Below are 25851 nucleotides of genomic sequence, written 5' to 3'. Positions count from 1 at the left end.
TTGAATTCGGGCGGTCATTTCTTGAATTCGGGCGATCGTTTGTTGAATTCGGGCGGTCATTTCTTGAATTCGGGCGATCGTTTGTTGAATTCGGGCGATCGTTTGTTGAATTCGGGCGATCGTTTCTTGAATTCGGGCGATCGTTTGTTGAATTCGGGCGATCGTTTCTTGAATTCAAGCAGTGGTTAGAGTGGGGTAAAACCACAGTTCAAACCCAAATTTCCAACTATTTCAGTAGTTTAGGACATAAACCTAATATCAAACCTAGACAACAAGCGACTTTTGACCCTGTTCCCTGTCCCCTGCTATATGTACCCTTATTCCACAAGAGTGCAAAAAGCACAAATGCCAAGAGGTCTATATTCATCTGTGTTGTCTTTGAACTTGAGGGATAAATGTGATTCAAAAATGAAAATTAAGTAGGATAAACAATTTATTCACTTTTCATTCACATTTATCAGTCATCCTGAAAGAGAAGCAGATAAGCAACCTAATTCGGCTCACAATTAAACTAAAAAATTCTAATTTTCACTATTAGATATTAATAATTTTTCGTTTTTAACTTACTTATTTATATAGGAGAATTTGTGATGAATTTACATTCAGTTAAATATGCAATAGGCATCATTTCTACCCGTCAAGCCGCAACACAGGTGCTTGATGAACTCAGAGCAATTGACTTTCCTATGCAAAAAATTTCTGTGTTTCCTTTAGACTCTAAACACGAAAATTTGCATGGAGATGCCAATGCGGATAAATATACCATAACTCCGAGCGAAGGTGCTAAAGCAGGCGCAATTACAGGAGGAACAGCCGGAGGCTTTCTGGCACTCACAGCCGGACTTGGCGTATTAGTTATTCCCGGTTTTGGGCCAGCATTAGCGGTTGAATCTGTGCTGGGTACACTGCTGGCGGGTGGAGCAAGTGCAATTTTGGGCAGTGTATATGGTGCATTTCAAGGTTGGTTTGCTCCCGAAAGGCAAGCTACGCTCTGTAAGCCAACCACCTTTCAAGAAGAACTTTTGGTGAAGGTAGAGGGAACAGCAGATGAAATTTTGCAAGCAGAATTGATTCTTAGTTACTGGGGTGTGCGAGAGTGGCATGTTTACGAACCTAGCAAAAGATTATCGTAATCACACCAATTTCAAAAATAAAAGGTACAGATTCAAACAAAGAAATTTTTACTTAAATCTGATGAGTATTAATTACGAATTAGTTTAACAGTTACTTCAATTTGGAGATACAGATGACAGCAAATACAATCGCTACAAATACTTTTGCTCAAACAACAGAAGATTTACTCAACTCTGAATGGCATTCTCTAGGCGAACAAAAGGTTGTGCAAATGTTAGCCAGCCATCCTGAAGCAGGTTTGAGCCATGAAGAAGCTACCACCCGACACCAGCAAATGGGTGCAAATCAACTGACTACTAAAAGTGGAAAAAGTCCTTGGCTGCGATTTTTAGAGCAATTTAATCAACCACTACTATATATTTTGCTGACGGCGGGAGTAGTAACGCTGCTGCTGCAAGATTGGATAGATGCGGGAGTAATTTTTGGTGTCACCCTGATTAACGTTATCATTGGCTACATTCAAGAATCGAAAGCAGAAGATGCGATCGCAGCTTTATCCAAAGCTGTCACTACCGAAGCAACTGTGATTCGCAATGGTCAAAAAACTCGTTTGGCTTCGACTGAACTTGTTCTGGGTGATTTGGTATTGCTGGCATCTGGGGATAAAGTGCCTGCGGATCTGCGGCTATTAAGTGTGCGTGGCTTGCAAGTTGACGAGTCTGCCTTAACAGGCGAATCCGTTCCGGTGGAGAAAGTAACCCAATTGTTGGATGTCGAGACACCGTTAGCCGAACGCAGCAATATGGTGTATGCCGGAAGTTTTGTGACTTTTGGACAGGCAGAAGGGATTGTAGTAGCGATCGCAGATGCCACCGAAACCGGTCGCATCTCCCAGTTAATTGAAAGCAGCACAAATCTGAAAACACCGCTAACACGAAATATTGACAAATTTAGCAAAAGCTTGTTGTATGTCATTTTAGCTTTGGCTGCTTTGACATTTGCAGTCGGATTAGGACAAGGCGAATCTTGGATTAATGTTTTTAAAGCGAGTGTAGCTTTGGTAGTCAGCGCGATTCCCGAAGGATTACCTGCGATTGTTACCGTCACTTTAGCGATCGGAGTTTCCCGGATGGCACGACGTAAGGCGATTATTCGCAAGCTACCTGCTGTGGAAACTTTGGGAAGTACCACCGTTATCTGCTCTGACAAAACTGGGACGTTAACTGAAAATCAGATGACGGTTCAAAAGATTTATGCAGGTGGACAACACTACACCGTTAGCGGTATTGGTTATGCCCCAGACGGTGAAATCCTGATGAATGGACAGCCTGTTGATTTCAATGCAGATGGACATACTGCTCTTTGGGAATCCCTGGAAGCTGGATTGCTCTGCAATGATTCTCACATCGAATGGGGAGATGGACAGTGGGACTTAGTAGGAACCCCAACCGAGGGAGCATTGATTACAGCTGCCAATAAAGCGGGATTGACGCAAGCAAATCTAGAGCAAGAATTACCTAGAATCGATACCATTCCCTTTGAGTCTCAATTCCAATACATGGCAACTTTGCATGAATTAGATGCAAAGCGATCGCTCAATATCATTTATCTCAAAGGTTCTGTAGAGGCAATTATCCAACGATGCGATCGGATGTTCGATGCTCAAGGAAAACTCGCTCGTCTCAATCCCGCCGCCGTGGAACAGGAAGTCGCTGATATGGCAAACCAAGGGTTACGAGTGCTAGCTTTTGCCAGCAAAGAAGTTGCCACTAAGCGATCCTTAGATCGTAACGATCTCGATCGAGGACTGGTGTTTCTGGGACTGCAAGGCATAATCGATCCGCCGCGTGAGGAAGCGATCGCCGCAGTCAAAGCCTGTCAATCTGCCGGGATTCAGGTAAAAATGATTACTGGGGATCATGCACTAACAGCAGCTGCGATCGCCCAGAAAATGGGAATTTGCTCGACTGAAGCACAAGTTTTCACCGGACGGCAATTAGCTCAGATGGATGAAAATGAATTCACCCAAGCAGCTGAGGAAGGTATGGTTTTTGCGCGAGTTGCTCCAGAACAAAAATTGCATCTGGTAAAAGCGTTGCAGTCTCAGGGTGAAATTATTGCCATGACTGGAGATGGTGTCAACGATGCTCCCGCTCTCAAACAGGCAGATATTGGTGTAGCGATGGGCATAGCCGGAGCAGAGGTGGCCAAAGAATCGGCGGATATGCTTTTAACTGACGATAACTTCGCCTCAATCGAAGCGGCTGTGGAAGAAGGACGTAGTGTTTATCGCAACTTACGAAAAGCGATCGCTTTCTTGCTGCCGATTAACGTTGGCGAATCCATGACAATTTTGATTGCCATTCTCCTGGCAACTGTGCTTCCCATCTTACCAATCCAAATTCTTTGGTTGAACATGGTTAGTTCAGTAGGGTTGATTGTTCCTCTCGCTTTTGAGCCAAAATCTGGACAGGTGATGGAGCAACCACCACGCAACCCTAGAGAAAAGCTTTTATCAGGCAGTTTACTTAAACGCATATTAGCGATTTCTGTTTTCAATTGGGTGGTAATTTTTGGGGTGTTTCAATGGATACTGCAAACTACAGGCAATGAAGCCTTAGCTCGCACGATGGCGATTAATGGATTGGTGGCAGCAGAAATCTTTTACCTGTTAAGCATTACCCAGTTTTTCCCATCTCTAGTCGCCAAAATCCAAGGTAAACGCACACCTGTAGCTTATGCACCTGCGATCGGAATTGTGGCTGTGGTGATTTTACAATGTCTGTTTAGTCAGTGGAGCATGATGAATCAAGTGTTTGACACCACACCTTTGACATTTATCCAAGCTCTCATTTGCATGGGTGTAGGTTTGCCAGTGGTGTTTATAGCTTTGATCTTGCAGCGTTTCGATCCGCTCAACTAGGGATATAGGACTTTTTTGGTAGTTTCATCCAATGCCAGATGATTACGTTAGAGTCGCATCCAATTGAAGAAGAATTCAGAAGTCAGAATGGGCTAAACGCCCTGCTACCGCTAACAGGAATCAGAATCAAGAGCGTGGGGGATTCAGACCCTTACAGGTGATTGTAGACCGCTAAATCGTTCGTGCAGCGTCTCTGAAAGACAAGATTTAGCTCTTTTCTTAAACCCAGTTATTCATCTGCCAGTCACACTCCAATTAAATTCTGAATTCTGGCTCCTGACTCCTGAATTCTATTTAGAAATTAAAAACTCCATCAGTACATTTTGCTAGGTATGATATTTAATCTGAAAGCATTTACCTAGTAACAACCAGCTATGACCCAGAACTACCGCATTACTCTACTCCCCGGCGATGGCATTGGCCCTGAAATTATGGCAGTGGCGGTAGATGTACTGAAAGTCGTAGGGAAGCAATTCGATCTGAAGTTTGAATTCCAAGAAGCTCTCATCGGTGGTGCAGCAATTGATGCCACAGGGGAACCCCTACCATCTGCCACTCTAGAGACTTGCCGTAATAGTGATGCTGTATTACTCGCAGCGATTGGTGGTTACAAGTGGGATTCTCTGCCATCTAATTTACGTCCAGAAACAGGTTTGTTAGGGTTACGTGCCGGTTTGGAATTATTTGCCAATTTGCGCCCAGCGAAAATTTTGCCCCAGCTAATCGACGCTTCAACTTTGAAACGCGAAATTGTCGAAGGCGTGGATATTATGGTGGTGCGCGAACTCACTGGTGGGATTTACTTTGGTAAACCTAAAGGTATTTTTGCTACAGAAAGCGGTGAGAAACGCGGTGTAAATACAATGGTTTACACTGAATCGGAAATTGAACGTATTGGGCGAGTGGCTTTTGAAGCGGCTAAAAAACGTGGTGGAAAACTTTGTTCGGTAGATAAGGCGAACGTATTAGAAGTATCTCAGTTGTGGCGCGATCGCATCACCCAACTTTCTCAAGAATATCCAGATATCGAACTCTCTCATTTATATGTAGATAATGCTGCTATGCAGTTGGTACGCGCTCCCAAACAGTTCGACACCATTGTTACAGGCAATTTGTTTGGTGATATTCTCTCTGATGCTGCTGCCATGCTCACAGGTAGTATTGGAATGTTACCTTCAGCTAGTTTGGGCGCTTCTGGGCCTGGTGTATACGAACCAGTTCATGGTTCCGCCCCAGATATTGCCGGACAGGATAAAGCAAATCCTCTAGCACAGGTTTTGAGTGTAGCGATGATGTTACGTTACGGTTTAGACCAACCAGAAGCGGCAGATCGTATCGAACAAGGTGTATTGCAAGTTTTAGAGCAGGGCGATCGCACCGGGGATATAATGTCTCCAGGAAAAAACCTCCTTGGTTGCCGCGCTATGGGAGACTCACTGATCAAAGCTATCGAACAAAAATAATTTTATATAGCAACTTGGGCAATTTGGCAACCTTTGCTATAAGTTTCGGGTAGACTAAAGGGAAATCTAGCAATCAAATAACAGTCGATAGTGTACGCATTACGACAAGGTCAAGTAAATTTTACCGCCCCCAAGAACCAATCGCCTTTGATTGATCCCTCTGTAATCAGAGCTGCTGGGCAGATATACTATACTCACTGTGAAGTCCATCCCGAAATAGCAGGGCAACCTTCTGGTGTAGCAATTAATCGTGTGACTCATCGAGGTAAGGTTATTTTTACTAACCAGCCAGTTCTTTTACCTCAAGAGTGTTTTGTGCCCTTAAGTCAAATTGAATCCCACATGTATTAGTCATTGGTCATTGGTCATTGGTCATTGGTCATTAGTCATTAGTCATTAGTCATTAGTCACTTGTCCTGAGCGTAGTCGTAAAGCCTACGGTATAGCTTCGCTTAAGGCGCAACCTCTCCAAGAGTTGTATTGGTCATTGATGACTAGTTATTGACAAATGACAAATGACACAGGACAAATGACAAAGGACAAATGACAAAGGACAAATGACTGTATGGACATTTTGTTCGCCATTCCGGCGAGTGTAATGGTCTTTGCTTTGGGTGCATCTATTGGTAGTTTTCTCAATGTTATTGTTTATCGCCTACCTGCTGGGTTGTCAATTCTTTGGCCGCCTTCTCGTTGTCCTAAATGCTTAAACCAGCTAAAAGCTTACGACAACGTACCAGTGTTCGGCTGGATTTCCTTGAGAGGGCGGTGTCGATATTGCAAAAGCAAAATTTCTGTCCGTTATCCTGTGGTAGAAGGGGTAACGGGCATAATTTTTTTACTAATTTTTTGGGTATTTCAAGTTTCGACTTTAACAATAGGCTATTGGGCTTTTTGCAGTTGGTTATTGGCGCTATCACTCATCGACTTAGATACAATGACCCTACCCAATCCACTTACTAAGTCGGGTTTAGTGGTGGGAATTTTGTTTCAAATGGTAGTTGGTTTTCTACCAGAGGGTAGTTTTGTGGCATTGGTAAATCACTTTATGATCGCTATAGTTGGTGCAGTATTAGGCTTATGGCTGTTTGATGCGATCGCCCTATTGAGTTCAATTGCCTTTGGTAAAACTGCAATGGGTGCAGGTGACGCCAGGTTAGCAGCCATGATGGGAGCCTGGTTAGGCTGGAAATATTTGCTCTTAGCTAGTTTTATTGCCTGTGGGCTGGGAGCATTAATTGGCATCGGTGTTTTGATTATGCAGCGATCGCGACAAAAATTAGGACAAAAGATCCCTTTTGGCCCTTTTCTGGCTTTAGGATCTGTGATTACGCTGTTTAGCGGCGAAGCCATTTTGTCTAACTACCTGCGGTTATTTTTCCCAGCGTCTTGAATTGAAGTAGGGAGCAGGGAGTGCGGAGCAGGGAGCAGGGGGCAGGGGAGAATAATAAATAACTAATGACCAATGACCAATGACCAATGACAAATGACAAATGACAAATACCCATACCTAATGCTCTTTCATAAGAAATATTTATAATTCGTGACTGTAACCAACATTACCCCATCAGCCCTTCACATTTTGATAATATTCAGCTTGTGACTTGTATTACCCTCTTAACGACGATTAACCGTTGGCAAGTACAACTAGTGCAACAGATGCTGATTGTTCAGAACCCAGCAATACAAATAATTGATTAGGGTGGGAGGGGGAGAGCATCTTATTTGGAGGTTGGTATTCTCATGGTTTTGTCACTACGTCCATATAATTAAGTCTGCTGAAAAAAAGAGCAAGAGACTTGTATTGGTATAAGTATTTTCGTTAAGCTGGCAACCAAAGACGAAAATTAAGGTCTGAATTGCTTAAAAACGTAGTTTAACGATGTATTCATAAGTCATTTGTCTTTACTAATGACTTATGACTAAGCACAACCAATACGGTTTGACATGTTTTCGACCTCATACCCACTTAAAATAAAATAAAAAATGGCTAACAACGAAGAATCACGTGGTTTAAAGTCTCTATTTGATTGGTTTGCAAATCGAAGGAAGTCAGGATCTACCAGCCTCGAACGCCAAGAACGTGAAATTGCTGATGGTTTGTGGCATAAATGCTCTAAGTGTGGTGTGTTGGCATATACAAAAGACTTGAAAGCCAATCAGATGGTTTGTGTCGAATGTGGTCATCACAATCGGGTAGATAGCGATGAGCGCATCCGTCAATTGATTGATAACAATACCTGGAAACCTCTGGATGAGCATTTGCGTCCAACTGACCCGCTAGAATTTCGCGATCGCAAACCTTACAGCGATCGCTTGCGGGAAACACAAGATAAAATTGGCTTAATAGACGCAGTAAAAACTGGTTTAGGTCAAATCAATGGTTTGCCAATTGCCCTTGGAGTTATGGACTTCCGTTTTATGGGTGGTAGTATGGGTTCGGTCGTGGGAGAAAGACTCACCCGGATGATTGAGCAAGCCACTCAACGACGCTATCCTGTAGTTATCGTCTGTACCTCTGGTGGCGCGAGAATGCAAGAAGGTATGCTCTCTTTGATGCAGATGGCAAAAATCTCCGCAGCCTTACAGCGCCATAAAGACGCCCGATTATTATATATTCCTGTTTTGACCAATCCGACAACGGGCGGCGTTACCGCTAGTTTTGCAATGTTGGGCGATATAATTTTGGCAGAACCCAAAGCAACCATTGGTTTTGCTGGTCGGCGAGTGATTGAGCAAACCCTGCGGGAAAAACTACCTGAAAATTTCCAGACTGCTGAAGATTTGCTCCAGCATGGTTTTGTTGATGATATCGTACCCCGTACCCAATTAAAGAACACCCTAGCCCAGCTGATTGCTCTACATCAGCCTGTATTAACAACACCTCACATGGTGTTGTGGGAAACAATGTCCTTGACTTCTACCGCCGCAGAATAAAGTATGGGGCATTGGGGATTGGGGATTTGTCATTTGTCATTTGTCATTTGTCATTGGGCATGGAGAAGAGACAAGGTAGACAAGGTAGAGGGGGGAGACTTGGGAGAGACTGGTTCAATAATTCCTCCTTGTCTCCCTTGTCCCCTGCTCCCCCTGCTCCCCCGCTTCCCTGCTCCCCTGCTCCCTCACTCCTTAACCTCTTTGCTCTTGGAGAAACATGAGCGGAACAAGAGCTACTAGTCGGAATAGACCAGAAAGGGCAAACAAGCTTAGTAAACCTCCAGACTGGGAAAATTGGACGATGAAACTGCCTATAGTTGTGCCCAAAGCGCCACTTACTCCAGCAACGGCAGCTGCGATCGCAAAATAGATAGACTGATTTTTTGTTGGTGCGATCGCCAATTGTATATTGTTGTTGCACAAGTCAATTGCCGCCCAAGTCCCTCCAATCAAGATGTGTAACAGTGGCAACCACAGCCAGATGTCAAGGCGATTCACACTAATCCCCAGCCACAGAAATGGTGTAGCTGCAACCAAAATCCCAATAGAGATGAGGATGGGACGATTACCTATCTTGTCTGCTAATTTTCCCCACAGGATAAACATCAGCAAAGTCGCCGCCGCCTGAAAGCTGTTGTAGATAGTCACGTAGCTCACATTCAAATCCAGCGTGTCGAGCATATAAAGGTTAAAAAAAGGACTGCTGAGGTTAACAGCAAGCGTCCAAAAGCTGAAATACAGCAGAAAAATCAAAAAGTTAGAGTTTTTCCAGATGCTATTAATTGACTGGTCTTGTGGTGGATGAATTGATTGAAGGACTTTAGAAGATTCATCTTTTGCAACCTCTGATTGAATCTCACTTGGGGTTAAGTTGCCATAATAAGTGTTTTGCGTAGCTTGCAGCTGTAGGTATCGCGGATTCATATCCACCTGGAAATACTGGCATCCTAATCCTATAATCCCAAACACAACGCTTACCAGTAGAACTATCCCATAGCCTTGTAGAGATCCCCCATACCAATGTGATACAACTAGACCGGCAATTGGTACGCAAACTAAAGTGCTAAGGTTAGCAGCACTATTGCGTGTCCCAAAAAACCTGCCTCGTAATTGCCGGGGAACTATCATTGCTACCCAACTTAGCCATGATGCAGTTCCTAGTCCTCCCAAAAGATTGCTGAATAGAACAATCAAGAGTGTCAATATGACTAACTGGTGAGTATCAAACACTCCCCAACTAGCGCTGGCAATACCAATTACTAAAATCAGCCATAGCAGCCGACTAATTCCGTGTGTGCGAAGCGAATATTGAAAGCGGCTGGTGCTGCGTTCCGACAAGTAAGCACCCAACGGCTGAATGAGATTGACCAACATGGGGATAGAAGACAGCATCCCAAATACCACTGGACTAGCACCCAACTCCACCAATAAATTGCTGAGTAAAATCCCGCCAGTTCCAAGAGAGTAAACCGATGCTAAGACAGAATCCGCAGTGGAAGCTTTTAAACTAGTGCGAATAGTATCCTTGGAAATTCGAGAGTTTGAAGAAATTGCTGTTGGTGGTGAGGCAATTTGGGTAAATTCTAGAGTTAGTGGTGCAGTTGTTTCAATCTGAACAGAATCCATCAACATAAATTATGGGTGAAGTATCCTCGGACAAATCAGGTTGTAAAGGGACTCAGTATGCTTTAATTAGCATTGCTGATAATTTTTCGTTATTTTAGCTTGCAATTTTCAGCCAAAATTTCAAATAAGTAAAATATCATTCCTTAATAACACAAGGTATAAGCGGGGAAAGAGAATATTATTTGTTTGTGAACACTAAAGGATTATTTAATTTTTTGGCATTGATGATGGCGATCGCGATCGGTATTATTGCTTGTCAAAGCCTACAATTGCCAAGCAAACCGTTAGCATCTACCGCAGTCACCATCAAACTTAGTGGTTGGGGAGGCTCTCCCATTGAGCAAAAACTATTGAGACAAGTACTGCAAGACTTTGAAGCACAACATCCAACGATTAAGGTCAAATATGAGGTAATTTCCGACCAATACATGGATGTAATCAAAACTCGTTTAGTTGGGGAAGCTGCGCCCGATGTTTTTTATCTGGATGCGCTGGAAGCTCCTTTCTTAATGAGTCAGAATGTCCTAGAACCGTTAGAAAGTTACATCACCCCCGAATTTGACCTCGCAGATTTTGAGGATACCCTACTCGACAGTTTTAAATACCAAAATCAGATTTACGGTCTTCCCAAAGACTATTCAACCTTGGCTCTGTTTTATAACAAAAAAGCTTTCGCCGCCGTCGGCTTGAGTACTCCGCCAGCAACTTGGGATGAATTACGTAACTACTCGAAACAATTGACAGGCAAACTTAACAAATATGGCTTTGGGGAAATTCCAGAATTAGCGCGTCAGGCTTATAAAATCAAAGCTTTTGGTGGACAACTTGTCGATCAAAATGGTTATGCTACTTTTGCCAGTGAGTCAGGTTTACAGGGTTTAGAGTTGGTGGTAAACCAATATCAAAAAGATCGTTCCTCTGCCCAAAAATCTGATGTAGGGACAAACTCAGGTAGTGAAATGTTTGGTCAGAGTAAAGTAGCAATGGTGATTGAGGGTAACTGGGCAATTCCTTATCTAACTGAAACCTTTCCTCAAGTAAAGTTTGCTACCGCACCAGTGCCTACGATTAATGATAAAAAAGGCACGATGGTGTTTACAGTTGCCTACGTGATGAATAAGCAAGCACAACACAAAGCCGAAGCTTGGGAGTTAATTTCTTATCTCACAGGTAAAGAAGGAATGCAAAAGTGGACAGGAACAGGATTTGCTTTGCCAACACGTAAATCAGTGGCAAAGAATTTAGGTTATGACCAAGATGCGTTGCGATCGCCATTAGTCGCGGGTGTGAATTATGCTACACCGTGGCAGGTGGGTCAATATCCAAGTGCGATCGTCAATAATTTTGATAACCAGTTTGTCAGCGCTTTGTTGGGACAACAACCATTAAAACAAGCGATGCTGAAGGCAGAAAATGAAGCAAATCAGCAGATTAAGACGATGGACTAACTTAAGAGTATCTACTGCATAATACTTAACTCCTAAGATCAAGTATGAGGGCACAATTTACAGGTAAATGGACTATTGTTAGGGCAGAAAGTGGGAAAATCTCTACTTTTTAGAAGTCAGTAGTATAATTCAATTAGTTAAAAACGCTGTATTTATTCAGTAAACCAGCGACGCACAGCACCATCCAAGCCATAATAAGTGGATTTGAACTGTTTCATAGCGGCTACGTACTGAGATAACATCAGTACTACATCACTATTTTGAGGGATATCATCCTCATCAATGAGATCAAGATAGTCAAGCGATGTTTCAGAATCTAATACTTTACGACAGCTTTCTAGTAGTCTGTTGACAATTTTTACCTTATTCTTGCTCAACACAGCCTCTGGCTTCTTCTTGCTCAGTTCTTTAAATTCTATATGCATGGCATCTATTAGAGGCATTGTAATTTCATGCAGTTCAGCTTTCACTAAGCTTGTCTGTTTTTGATCTATTTTCATAAAAATAATTTACTCTCTTAAGCGCTTTGGACGAGTTGTTTTAATATAAATTTTGCCTGATTCATCTCCAGTTTCATTCCCTTCAGCATCTACTACCCAATACCAATTGAGAGGATATCGCTCCTTTACATTATCTGCACGCATTTTTTCAAAGCATTGTAGATACTGTGACAGAATGAACACTACATCACTATTTTGGGGAACATCATCTGTATCAAACTCTGAAAATTCTTTAAAAGGCCGATATTTCTCTTCAAGGAAACCATTCGAGCTATTCAACAATTGGTTGATAAAATTGAGCTTAAACTTATTGATTGCATCATTGGGAGATTTCTTAGACAAAACAGAAATCTCTTCGTAAATACCTTGAAGTTGTCCCGATAGTTTTTCAAACCAATCAACATCTTTACGCTTCATCTATTTCACCTTTCACGAGGGACAAGCTCGACGAAACTCCACATACTTCTTTTTGAGAACATCAATTGGTGAGCGTTGCTTACTCTCAAAAATATTAACCATTAACGAGATATCCTCATCTGTAAGCGTAATGATACATCGTCTTTGTCCAGACCATAAATCAATAGTATTGCCGAACATTGCTTTTGAGAGAGGGTTTCTGGTCACGATAACACCAAACTTACCCAGACCAGAATCAAGATATCTATTAAGTTGGCTAATGTGTTCACGCTCGATTGTCTTGACGTTCTTTAACTCAAAAACAAGCTGTCTATTGGCATAATCTTGATGAATTTCTTGAAGAAAATCAATTGATCTATTGTTGTAAAAAATGAGGTCTCGAATCAGTCTTCCAGATTCTGTACGACTCTGCTCTGCTGCAAAGTCAAGGTCAGGATAGAAAAGCGAGGCAAGAAGTTGACAGATGTAATTTTCGTATTTAATGTCTGCTTCATCCGTTTTTCCTGTTGGTAGCTTTTGTATTTCACCTAATTTCCGTTTAGCGGACAAGACAGGAATCTGTTTAAAGAGCGGATCGTTTTTACAGTCGTCCTGAGTTCGCTCTTTTACCTTGATATATTCCTGAACAATGCCATAGTTCTCTCTATTGAAGTTTAGAACCTTAACACGTTCTTCTGGCTCACCAGGATTAAAAATTTCATCACGAGGACAGTAATCCTTAAAGTAGTCTTCAAAGTTGATCCACGGAGAAAATTTTAGCCATCTCTTAGGAACAAAAATTAAAGGCTCTTTGGTTTCAGGATTCACAGGCAATGTAATTTCCTCATTTAAGATAAATGAGTTTTTACGATAGTCATAAAGTCCAGAAACAACAGCTTTATCAATTGGTATCCCTAGTTGTTCGCATTGTTGTATTGTAAAGTCTATTAAAAATGATTTAATAAAGTTACAACAAATATCACTGATCCGATCTTTCGCAATTCCATCTACATAAAACTGGATTTCTTCAAAATGAACAAATCCGTATTTTCCATACTCAGGAATTTTCTGAAATAAAGAAAGAATTTCATCTGCTTTATTACGGCTAATTTTTATACCTTTTCGTTTTTTTGACAATCCCAGTCCAATCTCTTGGCATTCAGATGCAAGAATGAGGTTGTCACGAGCCTGATCTATTTTGCCTTTCTGAACAAGAAAGTTTAGGTTATTAAAGGAATTAATTATGGAGGTATGAAGTGATTGGTCTTGTTGTGAGGGAGACTTCCATAAAAGAAAAGGGTCAACGTAAAGGGGAATATCTTCATCTACAAATGCTATGGCAAAATCTAGCTGTGCTTGGGTTGCTGAAATGCCGTGGTAATCAATTATTCTTGGGCGGACGATCGCCATTTGCTATTTTTGTCTACGTATAGTCGACTATTATAATGTCAAATAATTTTTGTGCCATGTCTAATACTTCTGCCCTCGAAGACTTTATTTCATTCCGTGGTCATCAGGTATGGTATCGCATCGTTAAACCAGACCAAGAAGATTCTGGCAAACTCCCTCTGCTGTGTCTTCACGGAGGCCCAGGAGTACCCCACGACTACTTAGAACCATTAGAAGCGATCGCCACAACCGGACGCAGGGTGATTTTTTACGATCAATTAGGGTGTGGAAATAGCGATCGCCCCACAGACCCTAACTTATATTCCATAGATTTGTTCAAAGAAGAACTCTTCGCCATCCGCAGTGCCTTAAATTTAGACCAAATTCATCTTTTTGGGCAATCATGGGGCGGTTGTTTAGCACTGGAACATGCTCTTTCTCAACCTACTGGGTTACTGAGTCTCGTTCTAGCTAACACGCCTTCTAGTATTCGACAATTTGTTAGTGAAGCCTATAGCCTGATGAATGAGCTACCAATCGAAGTACAAGAGGTCATTCGTAAACACGAAGCCGATGGTACTACTCAAGACTCCGAATACAAACAGGCAATGGAAGTATTCAATCATTCTTTTCTTTGCCGACTAGATCCTTGGCCCAGCAGCTTAACTAGAGCCTACAGCAAAGTTGGTACAGAGTTTCGGGGTGCAGGCAAAATCATCGACTGGAATATTGAAGACCGCCTCGGTGAAATTATCGTGCCTACACTGCTGCTATCAGGTCGTTATGATGAGGTTACGCCTACTTGTGTTGAAACAGTTCACCAGGGTATTTTCGGCTCTGAGTGGGTACTGTTTGAAAACAGTTCACACATGCCTCATCTGGAAGAGACAGAAAAATTTTTGGAAGTCTTGGACGAATTTTTAAATCGTGTCGAAGGTCATGTCGATCAATCTATTTCTTATTCTTGAGATTCAACCTTTTCGATAAACTTCTCAATTGCTTGTAAATAAGAGCTGTTTCCAGGCTGATAAATTCGGAAATGTTCTGCTTTTGGAATTAATAAAAGTTGTTTGGGTTCAGGGGCAGTATCATATAACTGCTGACTCATGTGGGATGGAACAACGCTGTCAGCAGTTCCATGAAAAACAAAACAGGAAGATGTAGAGAAGGAACTTTATAAATATAATCAAACTTTTGTGTTAGTACTAGTTAAAATATAGGCGATTGCTACCACTCCTATACTTCTTAGCAGGATTTTTCGAGGATGAAAATATTGCATATTCCTAAAGTTATTTTCCAACACTGCGAGAATGGCGATCGCCATTTTTATTAGCCTATTGCTAATACAATCCCCATTCTAATTTCAGAGTTTCTAACTTAGGATTTTTTACACTCATTCTCCTACACTCTTCCAAAAAATCTTTGACTTGTCCTTCGTTAAGACTTAAGCCACCATCTTGTAGATTATTAATGTAAGTAATTACATCTGAAGTTGTTAAAGCCGAACTTATTTCTTCTAGAAGAATAGCATTTCTGACTTCCCGGCAAACCAACTCAATATCTGATGAAGTAAATCTCCCACTTTTATCTGCCAGAATTTCAAAGTTGACTAACTGACTCATATCAATTTTTGATAGGTAGTGTTTGAACAAATCTATTCTTTCTACTCGATCGGGCGGAAAAACAGGAATCTTCCAATCCAATCTACCAGAACGCTTCAAAGCACTATCAATACCACTCAAATAATTAGTAGCAGCGATGACAATTACATCACTATTTTGCAGATTATTTAGTTCTATGAGTAATTGGTTGATAGTTGCCTTTTGGTCTGTGTGTGCGTTGTCTTCATTACGATTAAATCCAATACTGTCTAACTCATCAATGAATAAAAGTGAAGGAGCTTTTTTCTTAGCTTGAGCAAAGATATCTCGAATATTCTTTTGACTTTGCCCTATCCAAACACTGACAATATCGGCAGGAGAGAACTTAAAGAAATATCTTCCAGACTCATTAGCAAAGGCATTTGCTAGTAGAGTTTTACCACATCCCGGTAAGCCATAGAAAAGAATTCCACCAATTGAACTCTTATATCCTTTAGATTGCAGCTTCAGGAGTCTAGTTAGTTTCTCTTTTTCTTCATTCAGACCTTGTACTTGGCTAAAGTCAAGTTTAAATTCTTTGACGCGATTAGTAATTGGATATGCTTGTACTAAACTAGGTTTTTTAGCTCCATAATTAAAAGATGGATAGTCAATAGAATCAAATGATACTGGGACTAATTGGTGTTTTTCATAATCAGGAGCCATGATTACAACTTGGAAGCGATCGCCATAATATCCAGAAAACTTATATTCTAATACTTCCTTCATTTTTTTCAGTTGGTAATAGTTGCGTGCTATCTCAAAACCGGGAATTACCAACCACAGGCTTTCTAGCTGATTTGGCCATACTTTGGATTTCCTCAAGACTCTTTTAATTGAATCTAAAAAGAGATTGTTATCCTGAAATTCTTGGTATTTGAGAGTTTCTATCTCAACCACTACCTGATTTTTTACATAGACTTCTATAATTTCACTTTGGTACTCTTCATCATCCTCTGATGTATCTTCATCGATTGTTTCTTCATCCCTAGAAGTCAATTCAAATTCACAGCCGATATTAGACAATCCATATCCTAGACTTTCCAACGTTTTAATAGCAAAATACTTAAGGTAGATATATTCTTTACTTTCCTGCTGCCACTTCAGAGTGTAAAAATGTTCAGCTTTCATTTTCAGCAATAACTGAGACTCAGCTTGGATTTGAGCCTTTTGCAATTCGACAAAGTAATCTTGCAAAGATGCATCGTCTTCCTCTATTTCATAATATGGAAGTTCCAATAGTAGACGGAAATGGGCATACACTTCCTCTTTGTATTTAATCGAAGTTTCATTCGGATATTTACACCTGAGAGTAAAAGTAAAAGGAATTTTACTAGCAACTTTATCTACCAAGTATCCTAAAGCATCTTCTTGTTGATGAGCTTGGATTTCTAATGCCGATGGACAATGAAATAAGATAAAAAATTGTTCAGAATTATATTTATTGGCATATAAGGATATCTGTTCAAACTGCCGATCGAATTTTTCAGAATCAAGCAATTCCAAACCAGTGTTGCCAAGTATAATGCTGGTCATAGTTGAGCGATAAAATTGAAAAATACTAGCCTCAGAAATAGGATTTTCTTGTTCATCTTCACAATCTTTATCTTCTGAGACAATACTTGTAGGGATTTTCCTATTAGCAGCTTTGGGGATACTATTGTAACCGCCATACTGAGATTTTCTAATTAATTCATAATTAAAGATTTTGAGAACAATATCACAGAAGAAATCTTCTACTTGCGGTATCAAAAAAATACCTACTGGCTGGTGAGAATCTAAACACGCTTGGAATCGCTCATATTCTTGTTCAGAGCCAAAATCAAACAAGTAGTAGAAAAAATCATGCTTGACTGAAATTGCCTCTTTTAATTTGTCTGAAATTGATTCAGATTCAGCAACCTCATTTGTTGGTTCTACACCTTTAAGAGTAATAGCTATTTTTGTATCTAACGGAATATGCAAATCCAACCGAGGATTTGCACAAAGTTCCAACTCATCAAGAGCATTATTAAAATCATCTATGAATGATTGACTTCTACGCTGGTAGCCAAACTGTTCTATGATAGTTTTGACCCGTAGGCTTTTTTGAGTTTTACCAGTTCTTTGGAGTTTACTTTTAATCGAACGTAAGTAGGCTGTATATGACATTTTTTGTCCTATTGCTTAAGTTTGTTAATTAGCATTCCTAAGAAAACTAAATATATAGTTCCCTAAGTTACATATAGAACTAACTTACACAACCGATGTCTCTTGACTCGTTATTTTACGTCTACGCTTTCTAAAGATAGAGGCTCATTTGATGAGGTTAAATATTTTTGTACAGAAGTACGATAAATAATCATGCACAACCTCTCGCTACAGTCGGGTTAGTGCGGCGGGATTAAGCGGAGGTTTAGTAGTGTTTGAAATTAACCGACGGCGGAGTAACCCCAGATGGAACATCACTGAAGACTTGGCTGGGTATATGTTCATGATGCCCACCATTCTAGTTTTGGGAACTTTTGTAGTCTTACCTATTCTCTACGCCGTTTTTCTTTCCTTGCAAAAAGTCCAACTTCTTGGCGGTATTGAGTACGAATTCATTGGTTTTCGGAACTTCACGCGATTAGCTGAAGATGAAAGAGTTTGGATTGCTTTGAGAAACACAGCCGAATATGTAGCCATTGTTGTGCCAACTCAAACTATCCTGGCTTTAATTTTGGCAGTAACTCTGAATTCTGGGATTCGCGGTAAAAAATGGTGGCGTATCCTCTATTTTTTGCCGACAGTTACTTCTTCAGCAGTGCTGACACTCATATTTATGTGGATTTATAACACTGATGGGCTACTAAACGATTTTCTCGCTTTTGTGGGGCTACCTACTTATAACTGGTTGGGCGATCCAGCAGTTGCGCTCAAAGGCATTATGATGATGAACATTTGGTCAACTGCACCGTTTTTCATGGTGATTTATCTGGCGGCGTTGCAAGATATACCCCAAACACTTTACGAGGCCGCAGAACTTGATGGCGCAAATGGATGGCAGCAATTTATCCACATTATTCTTCCCTTGCTTAAGCCTGTAACCTTCTTTGTGGTAACAATGGGGGTGATTGGGACTTTTCAACTTTTTGACCAGTCTTACATCTTTTCTGGCGGTACTGGCGGCCCAAACAACGCTACCTTAACTTTGGTGCTGCTGATTTATCAAGCTGTATTTCGGAATTTACAAATGGGATATGCAGCTGCGATCGCATTTCTGTTAGCAGCAGTCATCATTGCCATCACTTTGATTCAGCGACGACTTTTTGGAGGCGAACGGATTTGACTAACACCTCTGGCTTATCCTGGCTCAAAGCCCTGTTGTACGTCTTGCTGACACTTTATGCCATCATTACTCTAATTCCCTTTCTCTGGGCACTTTCAGCATCATTTAAGCCGCTAACAGAGATTGTCAGTGGTAAACCCAACTTTCTCCCCAAGAATTTTACTCTTGACAACTACAGGCAAATCTTTCTCCAAGAACCGCTATTTTGGCGCTGGTTGTTCAACAGTGTAGCGATCGCACTCAGCGTGACGCTTTTAAACTTGTTGTTAAATTCAATGGCTGGTTATGCCTTGGCAAGACTGCGCTTTGTGGGGAAGCGCTTTTGGTTCTTCCTAATTTTGGCAGTACTAGCAGTACCAACGCAAATCACTCTAATTCCGACATTTTTGATTTTAAAAGCGATCGGCTGGCTGAATTCTTATCAAGGCATGATTGTTCCTAGCATGGTTAATGCCACTTTTATCTTCATGATGCGACAGTTTTTCATTAATTTTCCTAAAGAACTAGAAGAAGCAGCTCAACTCGATGGCTTAAATACCTTTGGAATTTTTCGACACATTGTCTTACCTTTGGCAAAACCAGCACTAGCAGCGCAGGCGGTTTTTGTGTTCATGGGGAGTTGGAATAATTTTTTACTGCCTATAGTTATCCTTTTTGATCCAGAAATGTTTACCCTTCCTTTGGGGCTAAACACCTTCAAAGGTCAATACATCAGCTATTGGAACTACATTATGGCGGCTTCTATGGTCTTTACCCTGCCAGCTTTAGGCATTTATGCTTTTTTTAATCGTTACTTTATTCAAAGCGTCACCTTTACCGGGGGAAAAGGTTAATAGACATTAGTCATTAGTCATTAGTCAAAAGTTAAAAATTCTTCCCCTGCTTCCCCTGCTTCCCCTGCCCCCTGCCCCCTGCTTCCCCTGCTTCCCCTGCCCCCTGCCCCCTGCCTCCTCCCATTCCCCAAACAGTATTTTGGGCAACAAATTGCACTCCTAACGTGATATTGGTATTACAGCGACTCAATCTCTATCTATCAGTAAACAAGCATTATGGGTTTTGCAGACCTATCGATCGCAGAGATAGCAGCCGACTACAGCATTCCTGTAGAACAAGTGTTTTCTCTGTGCAACCAACTGGGAATCGCCTACAAACACCAAAAGACCCGTTTGGCGTTAGAAGATGCAAGGGCAATTATTTCCCAAATATCCTCTGAAATACGCCCCAAAGGTACTAACGACTTGGTGGGCGATCGCGAAGTCCCCTGAAGGGTTATCTCAGAACTTTCGCTAATAACTGATAGCTAATGATAAAAAACTAATGAGTCATTAGCAATTAGCAGCTTGGAGATTGAGAATCGCGTTCTTAGCTGTGTTGAGCGTCAAAATCTTTAAGGGGAAACATGTTTATAAGACTAATTGGCGTTGTTATGGCTACTGTTTTACTCTCGTTTCAGTTGATTGTCGGTAGCGCGACAGCAGTGGAACTAGACAAAGCTACCCGAACAGTGCCATTAAATGCTCAAGGTGATACCGTTGTACTCAGCCTTAAACAAGTCAAAGAAGGCAAACGCTTATTTAATTACGCTTGCGCCCAATGTCATGCTGGTGGAGTTACCAAGACAAACCAAAACGTGGGACTCACTCCAGAGGACTTAGCACTGGCAACACCTAACCGGAACAACATTGAAGGTTTAGTAGATTACCTAAAAAATCCCACTACTTACGACGGTGAAGAAGAGATTTCCGAAATACACCCCAGTATCAAAAGCGCAGATATTTTCACAGCAGTGCGAAATCTGACAGATGATGACTTGGAAGCGATCGCCGGTCATATTCTCTTACAACCCAAAATCGTTGGTACTAAGTGGGGAGGCGGAAAAATCTATTACTAAATCCCGGAGTTGAGTCATTGGGAATAGGGTATTGGGCATTGGGAATAGGGCATTGGAAAGAATTCAGTCCCTACTCTTAATTCCCTGTTCCCCATTCCCCATTTACTGCTTATTGGACAGCTTTTTGCAAGAAATTGCTCTCCATTATTAAAAAAAAATTGATCTATGACAGATTGTCATACTTTGGTGTTGATTTTATTTAAAATGAGAAAGGGAAAAAAATTGATTGTTAGGAGAGAGCTATGAAATTAATTTCGGCAAGCTGGCGACGCCTCAGTTTAGCTGTGTTGACAATACTTTTAGTTGTTAGCAGCTTTGCTGTTTTTACTCCCAGTGCTTCGGCTGAAACCTACAAGGTGAAATTGGGTAGCGATAAAGGACTGCTAGCATTTGAACCGAAAAAGTTGACCATCAAACCAGGTGACACTATTGAATGGGTGAACAATAAAGTTCCTCCTCATAATGTTGTGTTTGATGCTGCCAAAAACCCCGCTAAGAGTGCCGATTTAGCCAAATCTCTGTCTCATAAGAAGTTGCTCATGAGTCCTGGTCAAAAGGAAACAACCACCTTTGCAGCAGACGCTCCTGCTGGTGACTACACCTTCTACTGTGAACCTCATCGTGGTGCTGGCATGGTTGGTACAATTACTGTCCAAGGCTAGAAACACCAGCGTTTGACACGAGATGATTACTCAATGAAATTAGCTCATCGCCACACGCTACACTGCTAGAGTGACGCATAAAATGCAGAAATGGCGGTAACGAGTTCTATCATTCCCTAAGACGCTAAACAATCTGTAGCGTATCGAGGAGTGAACTTGTTACCGCCAATTTTGATCAAATTTGACTTAATCAGGGATTAATCGCGTTTATACTCTTGCTGGAGGCTTGTTGCGAGGAAATACTGTTGAGAATACTTTTATTAATTCTACTGTCGGCGATCGCCCTATTCAAATTCACATTCATGAGTCCAGCACTAGCTGCCGAAACATCCAACAACGGTGCTAAAATTTTCGAGGCTAACTGCGCTTCTTGCCATATAGGTGGCGGTAACATCCTTATCAGCCAGAAAACCTTGAAAAAGGAAGCATTGTCAAAGTACCTAGAAAATTACAATCAAGACTCAACCCAGGCGATTATCCACCAAGTGCAAAATGGTAAAAATGCTATGCCTGCTTTTAAAGACAAGTTAAGTTCTGAAGAGATTTTGGAGGTAGCTGCTTACGTTTTTCAAAATGCAGAGCAAGGTTGGTAAAGTAGCTATACTGTATAGTTTTTGTAGGGTGAGCGTTTGCTTGTCTCTAGTTAATAGCTAGCTAGACGCTCACCCCCAAAACATTGGAGAATTTATTTGTTGGAAATCCCTCTGTGTATTTCCTTCTTGGAACCTTTTAACGAACTTATAAGTTAAGTGTTATGTAGGACGAACTTCGCTAATTTGTCAACTACGAAAAACAATATTTTAAACCCAAAACCCTGATGTCAAAACGCGATTTATCCTGTCTTTAAACTACACCAATAACTCTTAACCCAAACGTATTGTATTTTAAACAGGACTTATGCAAAAACTTTTTCAGATAGGGATAATACCCTGCGGTTACTCCAATTGAGAACTCGTAGAGTAGACACTTCTTTATCAGACGCTGCAAATGCGTCTAGATAAATTACCCCTATCTGAATCCGAAATTATCAACGGGCAATTATTTTTCTGGATTAGACTTTTGTCTGTTTTCCTTGACTTCGCGCAACCGTTCTACTAATTTTTTATCCAATTCAGGAGCAGATGTAGACTGACCCTGATTGATTTTCGGCAACAATAAAGGTTCAGAAGTAGTAGCTGCCGATGAAGGCGTAGGCTGGTTATTTTGAATTTGCAGTTCAGATAATGGTTTGGGAGTAGCTGGTGTAATTAATGGTTTGAGAGTACCTGTTGGAGAGGACGTAGGCGGGTTATTTCTGATTTGTAAATTAGGTAATGGTTTAAAAGTAGCTGCTGGTGAAGGGGTAAGCTGATTGTTATTGCTCCCCGGTGCAGATAATAACGAGGGCTTTTGCTCTTGAGTAGCCTCAGTAAGATTACTCGTACTGTTTTGGAAACGTAGGTTGAATGGATAGGAACTAATCTGTTTATCACCCTTGGGGGATTGCTTGTTAAAGTATTGTCTTGCTTTTAATTGCAATTCCGGGGAAATTAACTTGTCTTGAAATTTGATATCTAAGACTTTACCATCAGGATCTACTACCAATACACCCAAAACAGCACCTTCAAGATTTGACTTATTCGTGGATAATGTTTGACGGATGACTGGTTTTTGTTCAGCGTTGGGGTATTGTCGCTGGACTTCCTTTCTCAGGTTGGCGTAGGAGTCTAGCTGTGCAATTGCCTGTTGAGTTCCCTTCGTTGATAAATCCGCTGTTTGTACCGTGCTTCCCCTAGTTCCAATTAAAGTACCCCCATTCGTTGGAGCTTGTTTTAGAGAATTTATCAGCGGATTTTGAGGAATTGTAGACGACGCATTCAGAATTGGTTGCGTCATTGGCTGTGAAGCTGTATTTACCTGTGCCGTTGCAACGGGTGTACTGTCAGATAAGATTGGAGGCTGGGGATTCCGCAGAAGATCGGCAGGTATTTGCTGTGACTGCAATTCTGGCAACCTACTTACAGCTAGCGGCTTAGGTGGCTCGTATTTGGCGACGTTCTCACTCACATTCACACGAGGAACTGGTCGAGAGAATCTAGCGCTGGTATTAAATTTAGAACTATCAAATTTAGACGCGTCAAACCGCAAATTATCACTCGGAATCATCCGCAAAGACTGCCTTGTAGGCAAAGAGGAGACTCGATAGTTATTCGATGATGCCGGTAGCGGAGGTAATACCGCCTGACTGGATGGTGATGGCGCTAATGGGGTTAATCCCGGTTGGAGGCTAAAGTTTGGAGCAGCAGCAAGTGGGGCGACTGGAGGTAATTGTTGTAAACCAATTTGGGGCGTGCTTTGCGGCAGACGGTTTTGGTCGGCTTGGCTCAATTCCAAAAGTCCAACTGTTTTGGATGATGCTGTTTCTTTGGGCTTGTTAGACTCCATTGGCATCAATGGTACGATCATGGCGATCGCACCGTGGAGACCAAGGGAGGCTATAGCTGCTATCCCAATTGGCTGGCTTAAGATGTCTGGTATATTTTTCAGCAGGGAGACGTAAGACATGGCTGTTATCGTTCACTCACTCAGTTGCAGTTGACTAGCGATTTTCTCTTTCCGGCATTGCAATATCTTGCAAGAGATGTGTTCTTCATAAGAAAATAATAACTTCCTCAGTTGGCAATCAAAACGCCAAAATTGCCATTTATTCAAGTTTTTAATTAATCAATGACGCTGTATCATATTTTCAAAATTCGAGCTTGCTAAAGAGATATTTGAACAATTACTACTTTTGATTTTTTATTGTTATGACGCACACAATTAAAATTAATATCTGGGAGTTTTATAAAGTTTAAGTAAACGCACAAGTTTGAATACATCAAAACATCTGCCGAAGTTGCCTTGTTTTTTCAACTGTTTTTCAGTCAACTACACTTCTGTAACAGATGACACATGTGTTTGTCTGAGACTGGGCCTTATTTGAAAATACTACCACATCGGCAGCCCCTCAAACTGTTGTAAATTGTACAATTTTATTGACATTTTAGCCTGGAATCTCACTAAGGCTATGGTTTTTTTCTCCAAGGAGTGAGTCAGGCGATCGCAATTATAGCTCTTGAATATGACTACTTCTTCGTCAAAAAAGCTCAAACCCCCAATCATTGCATCTAAAATTTCTAATGCCGTTACCGACAGTTATTTTGCCTGGATATCTAGAAAGTGCGACCGCTTATCGCCAACTAGAACAATCCCTACAAAACTTAGATTTTCCCACAGTTACAGTGCCACTGCGGCGGCGTGACTGGCTCCCCACTCTGGGAGTAAGACCCGTAATCTCGATTTTGCAACAACTCGATTACACGATTAAGCATATATTACGTCAACATAATGCTACTCAAATTAACTTAATTGGTCACTCAGCCGGAGGTTGGATATCCCGCATTTACATGGGAGAAAAGCCCTATTTGGCACGTGGTGATGTCAAACCATTTCTCTGGCAAGCGCATCCCTTGGTTGCTAATCTCATCACCTTGGGTACACCCCATATTAGCCAAGAACGCTGGACACGTTCCAATCTAGATTTTGTCAACAATAACTACCCAGGAGCTTTTTACAAAAACGTTCGTTACGTTTGTGTGGCTGGCAAAACTATCTTTGGAAAAAGGCGGCCTGGTAGTTGGTTAGCTTACAGTAGTTACCAATTAACCTGTGGTAAGGGTAACACTTGGGGAGATGGCATTACGCCCATTGAAGCTGCTCATTTGCAGGGAGCGGAAAATCTAACGATCGCAGGTGTGAGGCATTCTCCCAGAAGTCCTGGAATTTGGTATGGCTCACCAGAACCCTTAAAAGCTTGGGTACAGTATTTGATTTAAAAAACTTTCTTTTTATATAAGAAAAGTAAAATTTCTTAAAATTTCTTAGCTAAAATCGTAATAAGAATAAATACTTAGTTAAGAACAGGAGGGGTGGGTCATGCAAAGCACCCAGTTCGATCGGATTTTGCGACGAATAGCGACGATATTATCAGTCGTGATTTTGACTCTGTGTTTAATTTATATCTCTACTGGAATAATGCTTTCTTTTTACTATGAACCGACAGCAGGCGGAGCTTATAACTCATTAAAGATGATTAATACACAACTGCCATACGGCTGGTTGTTTTGGAGAGCGCATGATATTGCTGGTAACGCGGTAATTGCGATCGCCTTAATTCAAATTGTGGTGATGTTTTTAGGTCGGCAATTTCGTAAGAGTTGGCTGGCTGCTTGGATTAGTGTGATTTTGTTAACCCTAAGTGCGATCGGTCTGGATTGGACAGCGATGATTTTAGATTGGACTCAGGAAGGGTACTGGCGTTTTAGCATTGAGCTAGGAACCATCGAAGCCATTCCTTTGATTGGTGGACAACTGCGCGAAATCCTGACTGGTGGTGGAGCCATTAACACAATTACCGTCGAACACCTTTACACAATCCACAGTTATCTGATTTCGGTAGCGACGCTAATTCTTGCCATAGTACATTTGTCTGCTTTACTCTGGCAAGAACGGCAAATGTATCAAGAAGCGCCAAAACCAGAAAGCGAATTTATGCCTTCGCAAGGGTAATAAAG

At 41.3% G+C, this 25851-nt stretch carries 23 protein-coding genes; 17 read left to right on the top strand and 6 right to left on the bottom strand.

Features of this window, described 5'->3' with window-relative positions; all coding sequences use genetic code 11:
* From RM368_RS20580 to accD, 7 genes are all read left to right on the top strand, one after another.
* The coding region (locus tag RM368_RS20580; RefSeq protein WP_322695746.1) for a hypothetical protein at nucleotides 1-395 on the top strand (395 nt) is incomplete at its 5' end.
* 195 nt (nucleotides 396-590) lie between these two features.
* Complete coding sequence (locus RM368_RS20575) at nucleotides 591-1133, top strand: hypothetical protein (protein ID WP_322695745.1); 543 nt, start codon at nucleotides 591-593, stop codon at nucleotides 1131-1133.
* Between the two features lie 113 nt (nucleotides 1134-1246).
* A complete protein-coding gene (locus RM368_RS20570; RefSeq protein ID WP_322695744.1) occupies nucleotides 1247-3997 on the top strand; it encodes an HAD-IC family P-type ATPase in 2751 nt (916 codons plus the stop codon).
* Nucleotides 3998-4371: 374 nt separating this feature from the next.
* Nucleotides 4372-5460, top strand: coding sequence for a 3-isopropylmalate dehydrogenase (leuB, locus tag RM368_RS20565; RefSeq protein WP_322695743.1), 1089 nt, complete (start codon nucleotides 4372-4374; stop codon nucleotides 5458-5460).
* Between the two features lie 90 nt (nucleotides 5461-5550).
* Entirely contained in the window at nucleotides 5551-5811 is a 261-nt protein-coding gene (locus RM368_RS20560) for a hypothetical protein (RefSeq protein ID WP_094347451.1), read from the top strand.
* A 214-nt stretch (nucleotides 5812-6025) separates the two neighbouring features.
* A complete protein-coding gene (locus RM368_RS20555; protein WP_322695742.1) occupies nucleotides 6026-6853 on the top strand; it encodes a prepilin peptidase in 828 nt (275 codons plus the stop codon).
* 593 nt (nucleotides 6854-7446) lie between these two features.
* On the top strand, nucleotides 7447-8397 hold the full coding sequence (gene accD / locus RM368_RS20550; protein WP_322695741.1) for an acetyl-CoA carboxylase, carboxyltransferase subunit beta: 951 nt from the start codon (nucleotides 7447-7449) through the stop codon (nucleotides 8395-8397).
* A gap of 192 nt (nucleotides 8398-8589) precedes the next feature.
* Here the strand turns inward: accD and RM368_RS20545 are convergent, their stop codons facing one another.
* Entirely contained in the window at nucleotides 8590-10023 is a 1434-nt protein-coding gene (locus tag RM368_RS20545; RefSeq protein WP_322695740.1) for an MFS transporter, read from the bottom strand.
* Nucleotides 10024-10250: 227 nt separating this feature from the next.
* Here RM368_RS20545 and RM368_RS20540 point away from each other — a divergent pair, with 227 nt between their 5' ends.
* The gene (locus tag RM368_RS20540; RefSeq protein WP_322695766.1) at nucleotides 10251-11471 is read left to right on the top strand and encodes an ABC transporter substrate-binding protein; all 1221 of its coding nucleotides are present in this window, start codon (nucleotides 10251-10253) and stop codon (nucleotides 11469-11471) included.
* A 152-nt stretch (nucleotides 11472-11623) separates the two neighbouring features.
* Here the strand turns inward: RM368_RS20540 and RM368_RS20535 are convergent, their stop codons facing one another.
* From RM368_RS20535 to RM368_RS20525, 3 genes are read right to left on the bottom strand one after another with little or no spacing between them, the layout of a single operon-like run.
* Complete coding sequence (locus tag RM368_RS20535) at nucleotides 11624-11971, bottom strand: hypothetical protein (protein WP_322695739.1); 348 nt, start codon at nucleotides 11969-11971, stop codon at nucleotides 11624-11626.
* A gap of 9 nt (nucleotides 11972-11980) precedes the next feature.
* The gene (locus RM368_RS20530; RefSeq protein WP_322695738.1) at nucleotides 11981-12388 is read right to left on the bottom strand and encodes a hypothetical protein; all 408 of its coding nucleotides are present in this window, start codon (nucleotides 12386-12388) and stop codon (nucleotides 11981-11983) included.
* 12 nt (nucleotides 12389-12400) lie between these two features.
* The gene (locus RM368_RS20525; RefSeq protein WP_322695737.1) at nucleotides 12401-13777 is read right to left on the bottom strand and encodes a hypothetical protein; all 1377 of its coding nucleotides are present in this window, start codon (nucleotides 13775-13777) and stop codon (nucleotides 12401-12403) included.
* 35 nt (nucleotides 13778-13812) lie between these two features.
* Here RM368_RS20525 and RM368_RS20520 point away from each other — a divergent pair, with 35 nt between their 5' ends.
* Nucleotides 13813-14724: a proline iminopeptidase-family hydrolase gene (locus tag RM368_RS20520; RefSeq protein ID WP_322695736.1), complete on the top strand. Its 912-nt coding sequence runs from the start codon at nucleotides 13813-13815 to the stop codon at nucleotides 14722-14724.
* Nucleotides 14725-15096: 372 nt separating this feature from the next.
* Here the strand turns inward: RM368_RS20520 and RM368_RS20515 are convergent, their stop codons facing one another.
* Nucleotides 15097-17547: an ATP-binding protein gene (locus RM368_RS20515; RefSeq protein ID WP_322695735.1), complete on the bottom strand. Its 2451-nt coding sequence runs from the start codon at nucleotides 17545-17547 to the stop codon at nucleotides 15097-15099.
* Between the two features lie 250 nt (nucleotides 17548-17797).
* Between RM368_RS20515 and RM368_RS20510 the strand changes: the two genes are divergently transcribed.
* From RM368_RS20510 to petJ, 6 genes are all read left to right on the top strand, one after another.
* Entirely contained in the window at nucleotides 17798-18706 is a 909-nt protein-coding gene (locus RM368_RS20510) for a sugar ABC transporter permease (protein WP_322695734.1), read from the top strand.
* Nucleotides 18703-19539 carry a carbohydrate ABC transporter permease gene (locus tag RM368_RS20505; protein ID WP_322695733.1) on the top strand — a complete coding sequence of 279 codons (837 nt, stop codon included), beginning with the start codon at nucleotides 18703-18705 and terminating at the stop codon, nucleotides 19537-19539. The genes RM368_RS20510 and RM368_RS20505 overlap by 4 nt, the downstream gene beginning before the upstream one ends.
* A 216-nt stretch (nucleotides 19540-19755) precedes the next feature.
* A complete protein-coding gene (locus RM368_RS20500; protein ID WP_322695732.1) occupies nucleotides 19756-19971 on the top strand; it encodes a hypothetical protein in 216 nt (71 codons plus the stop codon).
* 134 nt (nucleotides 19972-20105) lie between these two features.
* A complete protein-coding gene (gene psbV / locus RM368_RS20495) occupies nucleotides 20106-20597 on the top strand; it encodes a photosystem II cytochrome c-550 (RefSeq protein ID WP_322695731.1) in 492 nt (163 codons plus the stop codon).
* 242 nt (nucleotides 20598-20839) lie between these two features.
* Nucleotides 20840-21259, top strand: a complete 420-nt coding sequence (gene petE / locus RM368_RS20490; RefSeq protein WP_322695730.1) for a plastocyanin — start codon at nucleotides 20840-20842, stop codon at nucleotides 21257-21259.
* 245 nt (nucleotides 21260-21504) lie between these two features.
* On the top strand, nucleotides 21505-21852 hold the full coding sequence (petJ, locus tag RM368_RS20485) for a cytochrome c6 PetJ (protein ID WP_322695729.1): 348 nt from the start codon (nucleotides 21505-21507) through the stop codon (nucleotides 21850-21852).
* A gap of 445 nt (nucleotides 21853-22297) precedes the next feature.
* On the opposite strand, the gene RM368_RS20480 is transcribed toward petJ, so the two are convergent.
* Entirely contained in the window at nucleotides 22298-23803 is a 1506-nt protein-coding gene (locus tag RM368_RS20480; RefSeq protein WP_322695728.1) for a hypothetical protein, read from the bottom strand.
* A 614-nt stretch (nucleotides 23804-24417) separates the two neighbouring features.
* Here RM368_RS20480 and RM368_RS20475 point away from each other — a divergent pair.
* Nucleotides 24418-25113 carry a triacylglycerol lipase gene (locus RM368_RS20475; RefSeq protein WP_322695727.1) on the top strand — a complete coding sequence of 232 codons (696 nt, stop codon included), beginning with the start codon at nucleotides 24418-24420 and terminating at the stop codon, nucleotides 25111-25113.
* A 100-nt stretch (nucleotides 25114-25213) separates the two neighbouring features.
* Entirely contained in the window at nucleotides 25214-25846 is a 633-nt protein-coding gene (locus RM368_RS20470) for a cytochrome b N-terminal domain-containing protein (RefSeq protein WP_322695726.1), read from the top strand.
* Nucleotides 25847-25851: the final 5 nt, after the last annotated feature.

This window comes from Nostoc sp. DedSLP03, assembly GCF_034530815.1.
Classification (GTDB): Bacteria; Cyanobacteriota; Cyanobacteriia; order Cyanobacteriales; family Nostocaceae; genus Nostoc.
This window is presented reverse-complemented; position numbering and strand designations above follow the sequence as displayed.

What these genes read in the sequence shown, in the direction of transcription:
- RM368_RS20575 (WP_322695745.1), top strand. Translation starts at nt 591, where the DNA reads ATGAATTTACATTCAGTTAAATATGCAATAGGCATCATTTCTACCCGT.
- RM368_RS20570 (WP_322695744.1), top strand. Translation starts at nt 1,247, where the DNA reads ATGACAGCAAATACAATCGCTACAAATACTTTTGCTCAAACAACAGAA.
- leuB (WP_322695743.1), top strand. Translation starts at nt 4,372, where the DNA reads ATGACCCAGAACTACCGCATTACTCTACTCCCCGGCGATGGCATTGGC.
- RM368_RS20555 (WP_322695742.1), top strand. Translation starts at nt 6,026, where the DNA reads ATGGACATTTTGTTCGCCATTCCGGCGAGTGTAATGGTCTTTGCTTTG.
- accD (WP_322695741.1), top strand. Translation starts at nt 7,447, where the DNA reads ATGGCTAACAACGAAGAATCACGTGGTTTAAAGTCTCTATTTGATTGG.
- RM368_RS20545 (WP_322695740.1), bottom strand. Translation starts at nt 10,023, where the DNA reads ATGGATTCTGTTCAGATTGAAACAACTGCACCACTAACTCTAGAATTT.
- RM368_RS20540 (WP_322695766.1), top strand. Translation starts at nt 10,251, where the DNA reads ATGGCGATCGCGATCGGTATTATTGCTTGTCAAAGCCTACAATTGCCA.
- RM368_RS20535 (WP_322695739.1), bottom strand. Translation starts at nt 11,971, where the DNA reads ATGAAAATAGATCAAAAACAGACAAGCTTAGTGAAAGCTGAACTGCAT.
- RM368_RS20530 (WP_322695738.1), bottom strand. Translation starts at nt 12,388, where the DNA reads ATGAAGCGTAAAGATGTTGATTGGTTTGAAAAACTATCGGGACAACTT.
- RM368_RS20525 (WP_322695737.1), bottom strand. Translation starts at nt 13,777, where the DNA reads ATGGCGATCGTCCGCCCAAGAATAATTGATTACCACGGCATTTCAGCA.
- RM368_RS20520 (WP_322695736.1), top strand. Translation starts at nt 13,813, where the DNA reads ATGTCAAATAATTTTTGTGCCATGTCTAATACTTCTGCCCTCGAAGAC.
- RM368_RS20515 (WP_322695735.1), bottom strand. Translation starts at nt 17,547, where the DNA reads ATGTCATATACAGCCTACTTACGTTCGATTAAAAGTAAACTCCAAAGA.
- RM368_RS20500 (WP_322695732.1), top strand. Translation starts at nt 19,756, where the DNA reads ATGGGTTTTGCAGACCTATCGATCGCAGAGATAGCAGCCGACTACAGC.
- psbV (WP_322695731.1), top strand. Translation starts at nt 20,106, where the DNA reads ATGTTTATAAGACTAATTGGCGTTGTTATGGCTACTGTTTTACTCTCG.
- petE (WP_322695730.1), top strand. Translation starts at nt 20,840, where the DNA reads ATGAAATTAATTTCGGCAAGCTGGCGACGCCTCAGTTTAGCTGTGTTG.
- RM368_RS20480 (WP_322695728.1), bottom strand. Translation starts at nt 23,803, where the DNA reads ATGTCTTACGTCTCCCTGCTGAAAAATATACCAGACATCTTAAGCCAG.
- RM368_RS20475 (WP_322695727.1), top strand. Translation starts at nt 24,418, where the DNA reads ATGCCGTTACCGACAGTTATTTTGCCTGGATATCTAGAAAGTGCGACC.
- RM368_RS20470 (WP_322695726.1), top strand. Translation starts at nt 25,214, where the DNA reads ATGCAAAGCACCCAGTTCGATCGGATTTTGCGACGAATAGCGACGATA.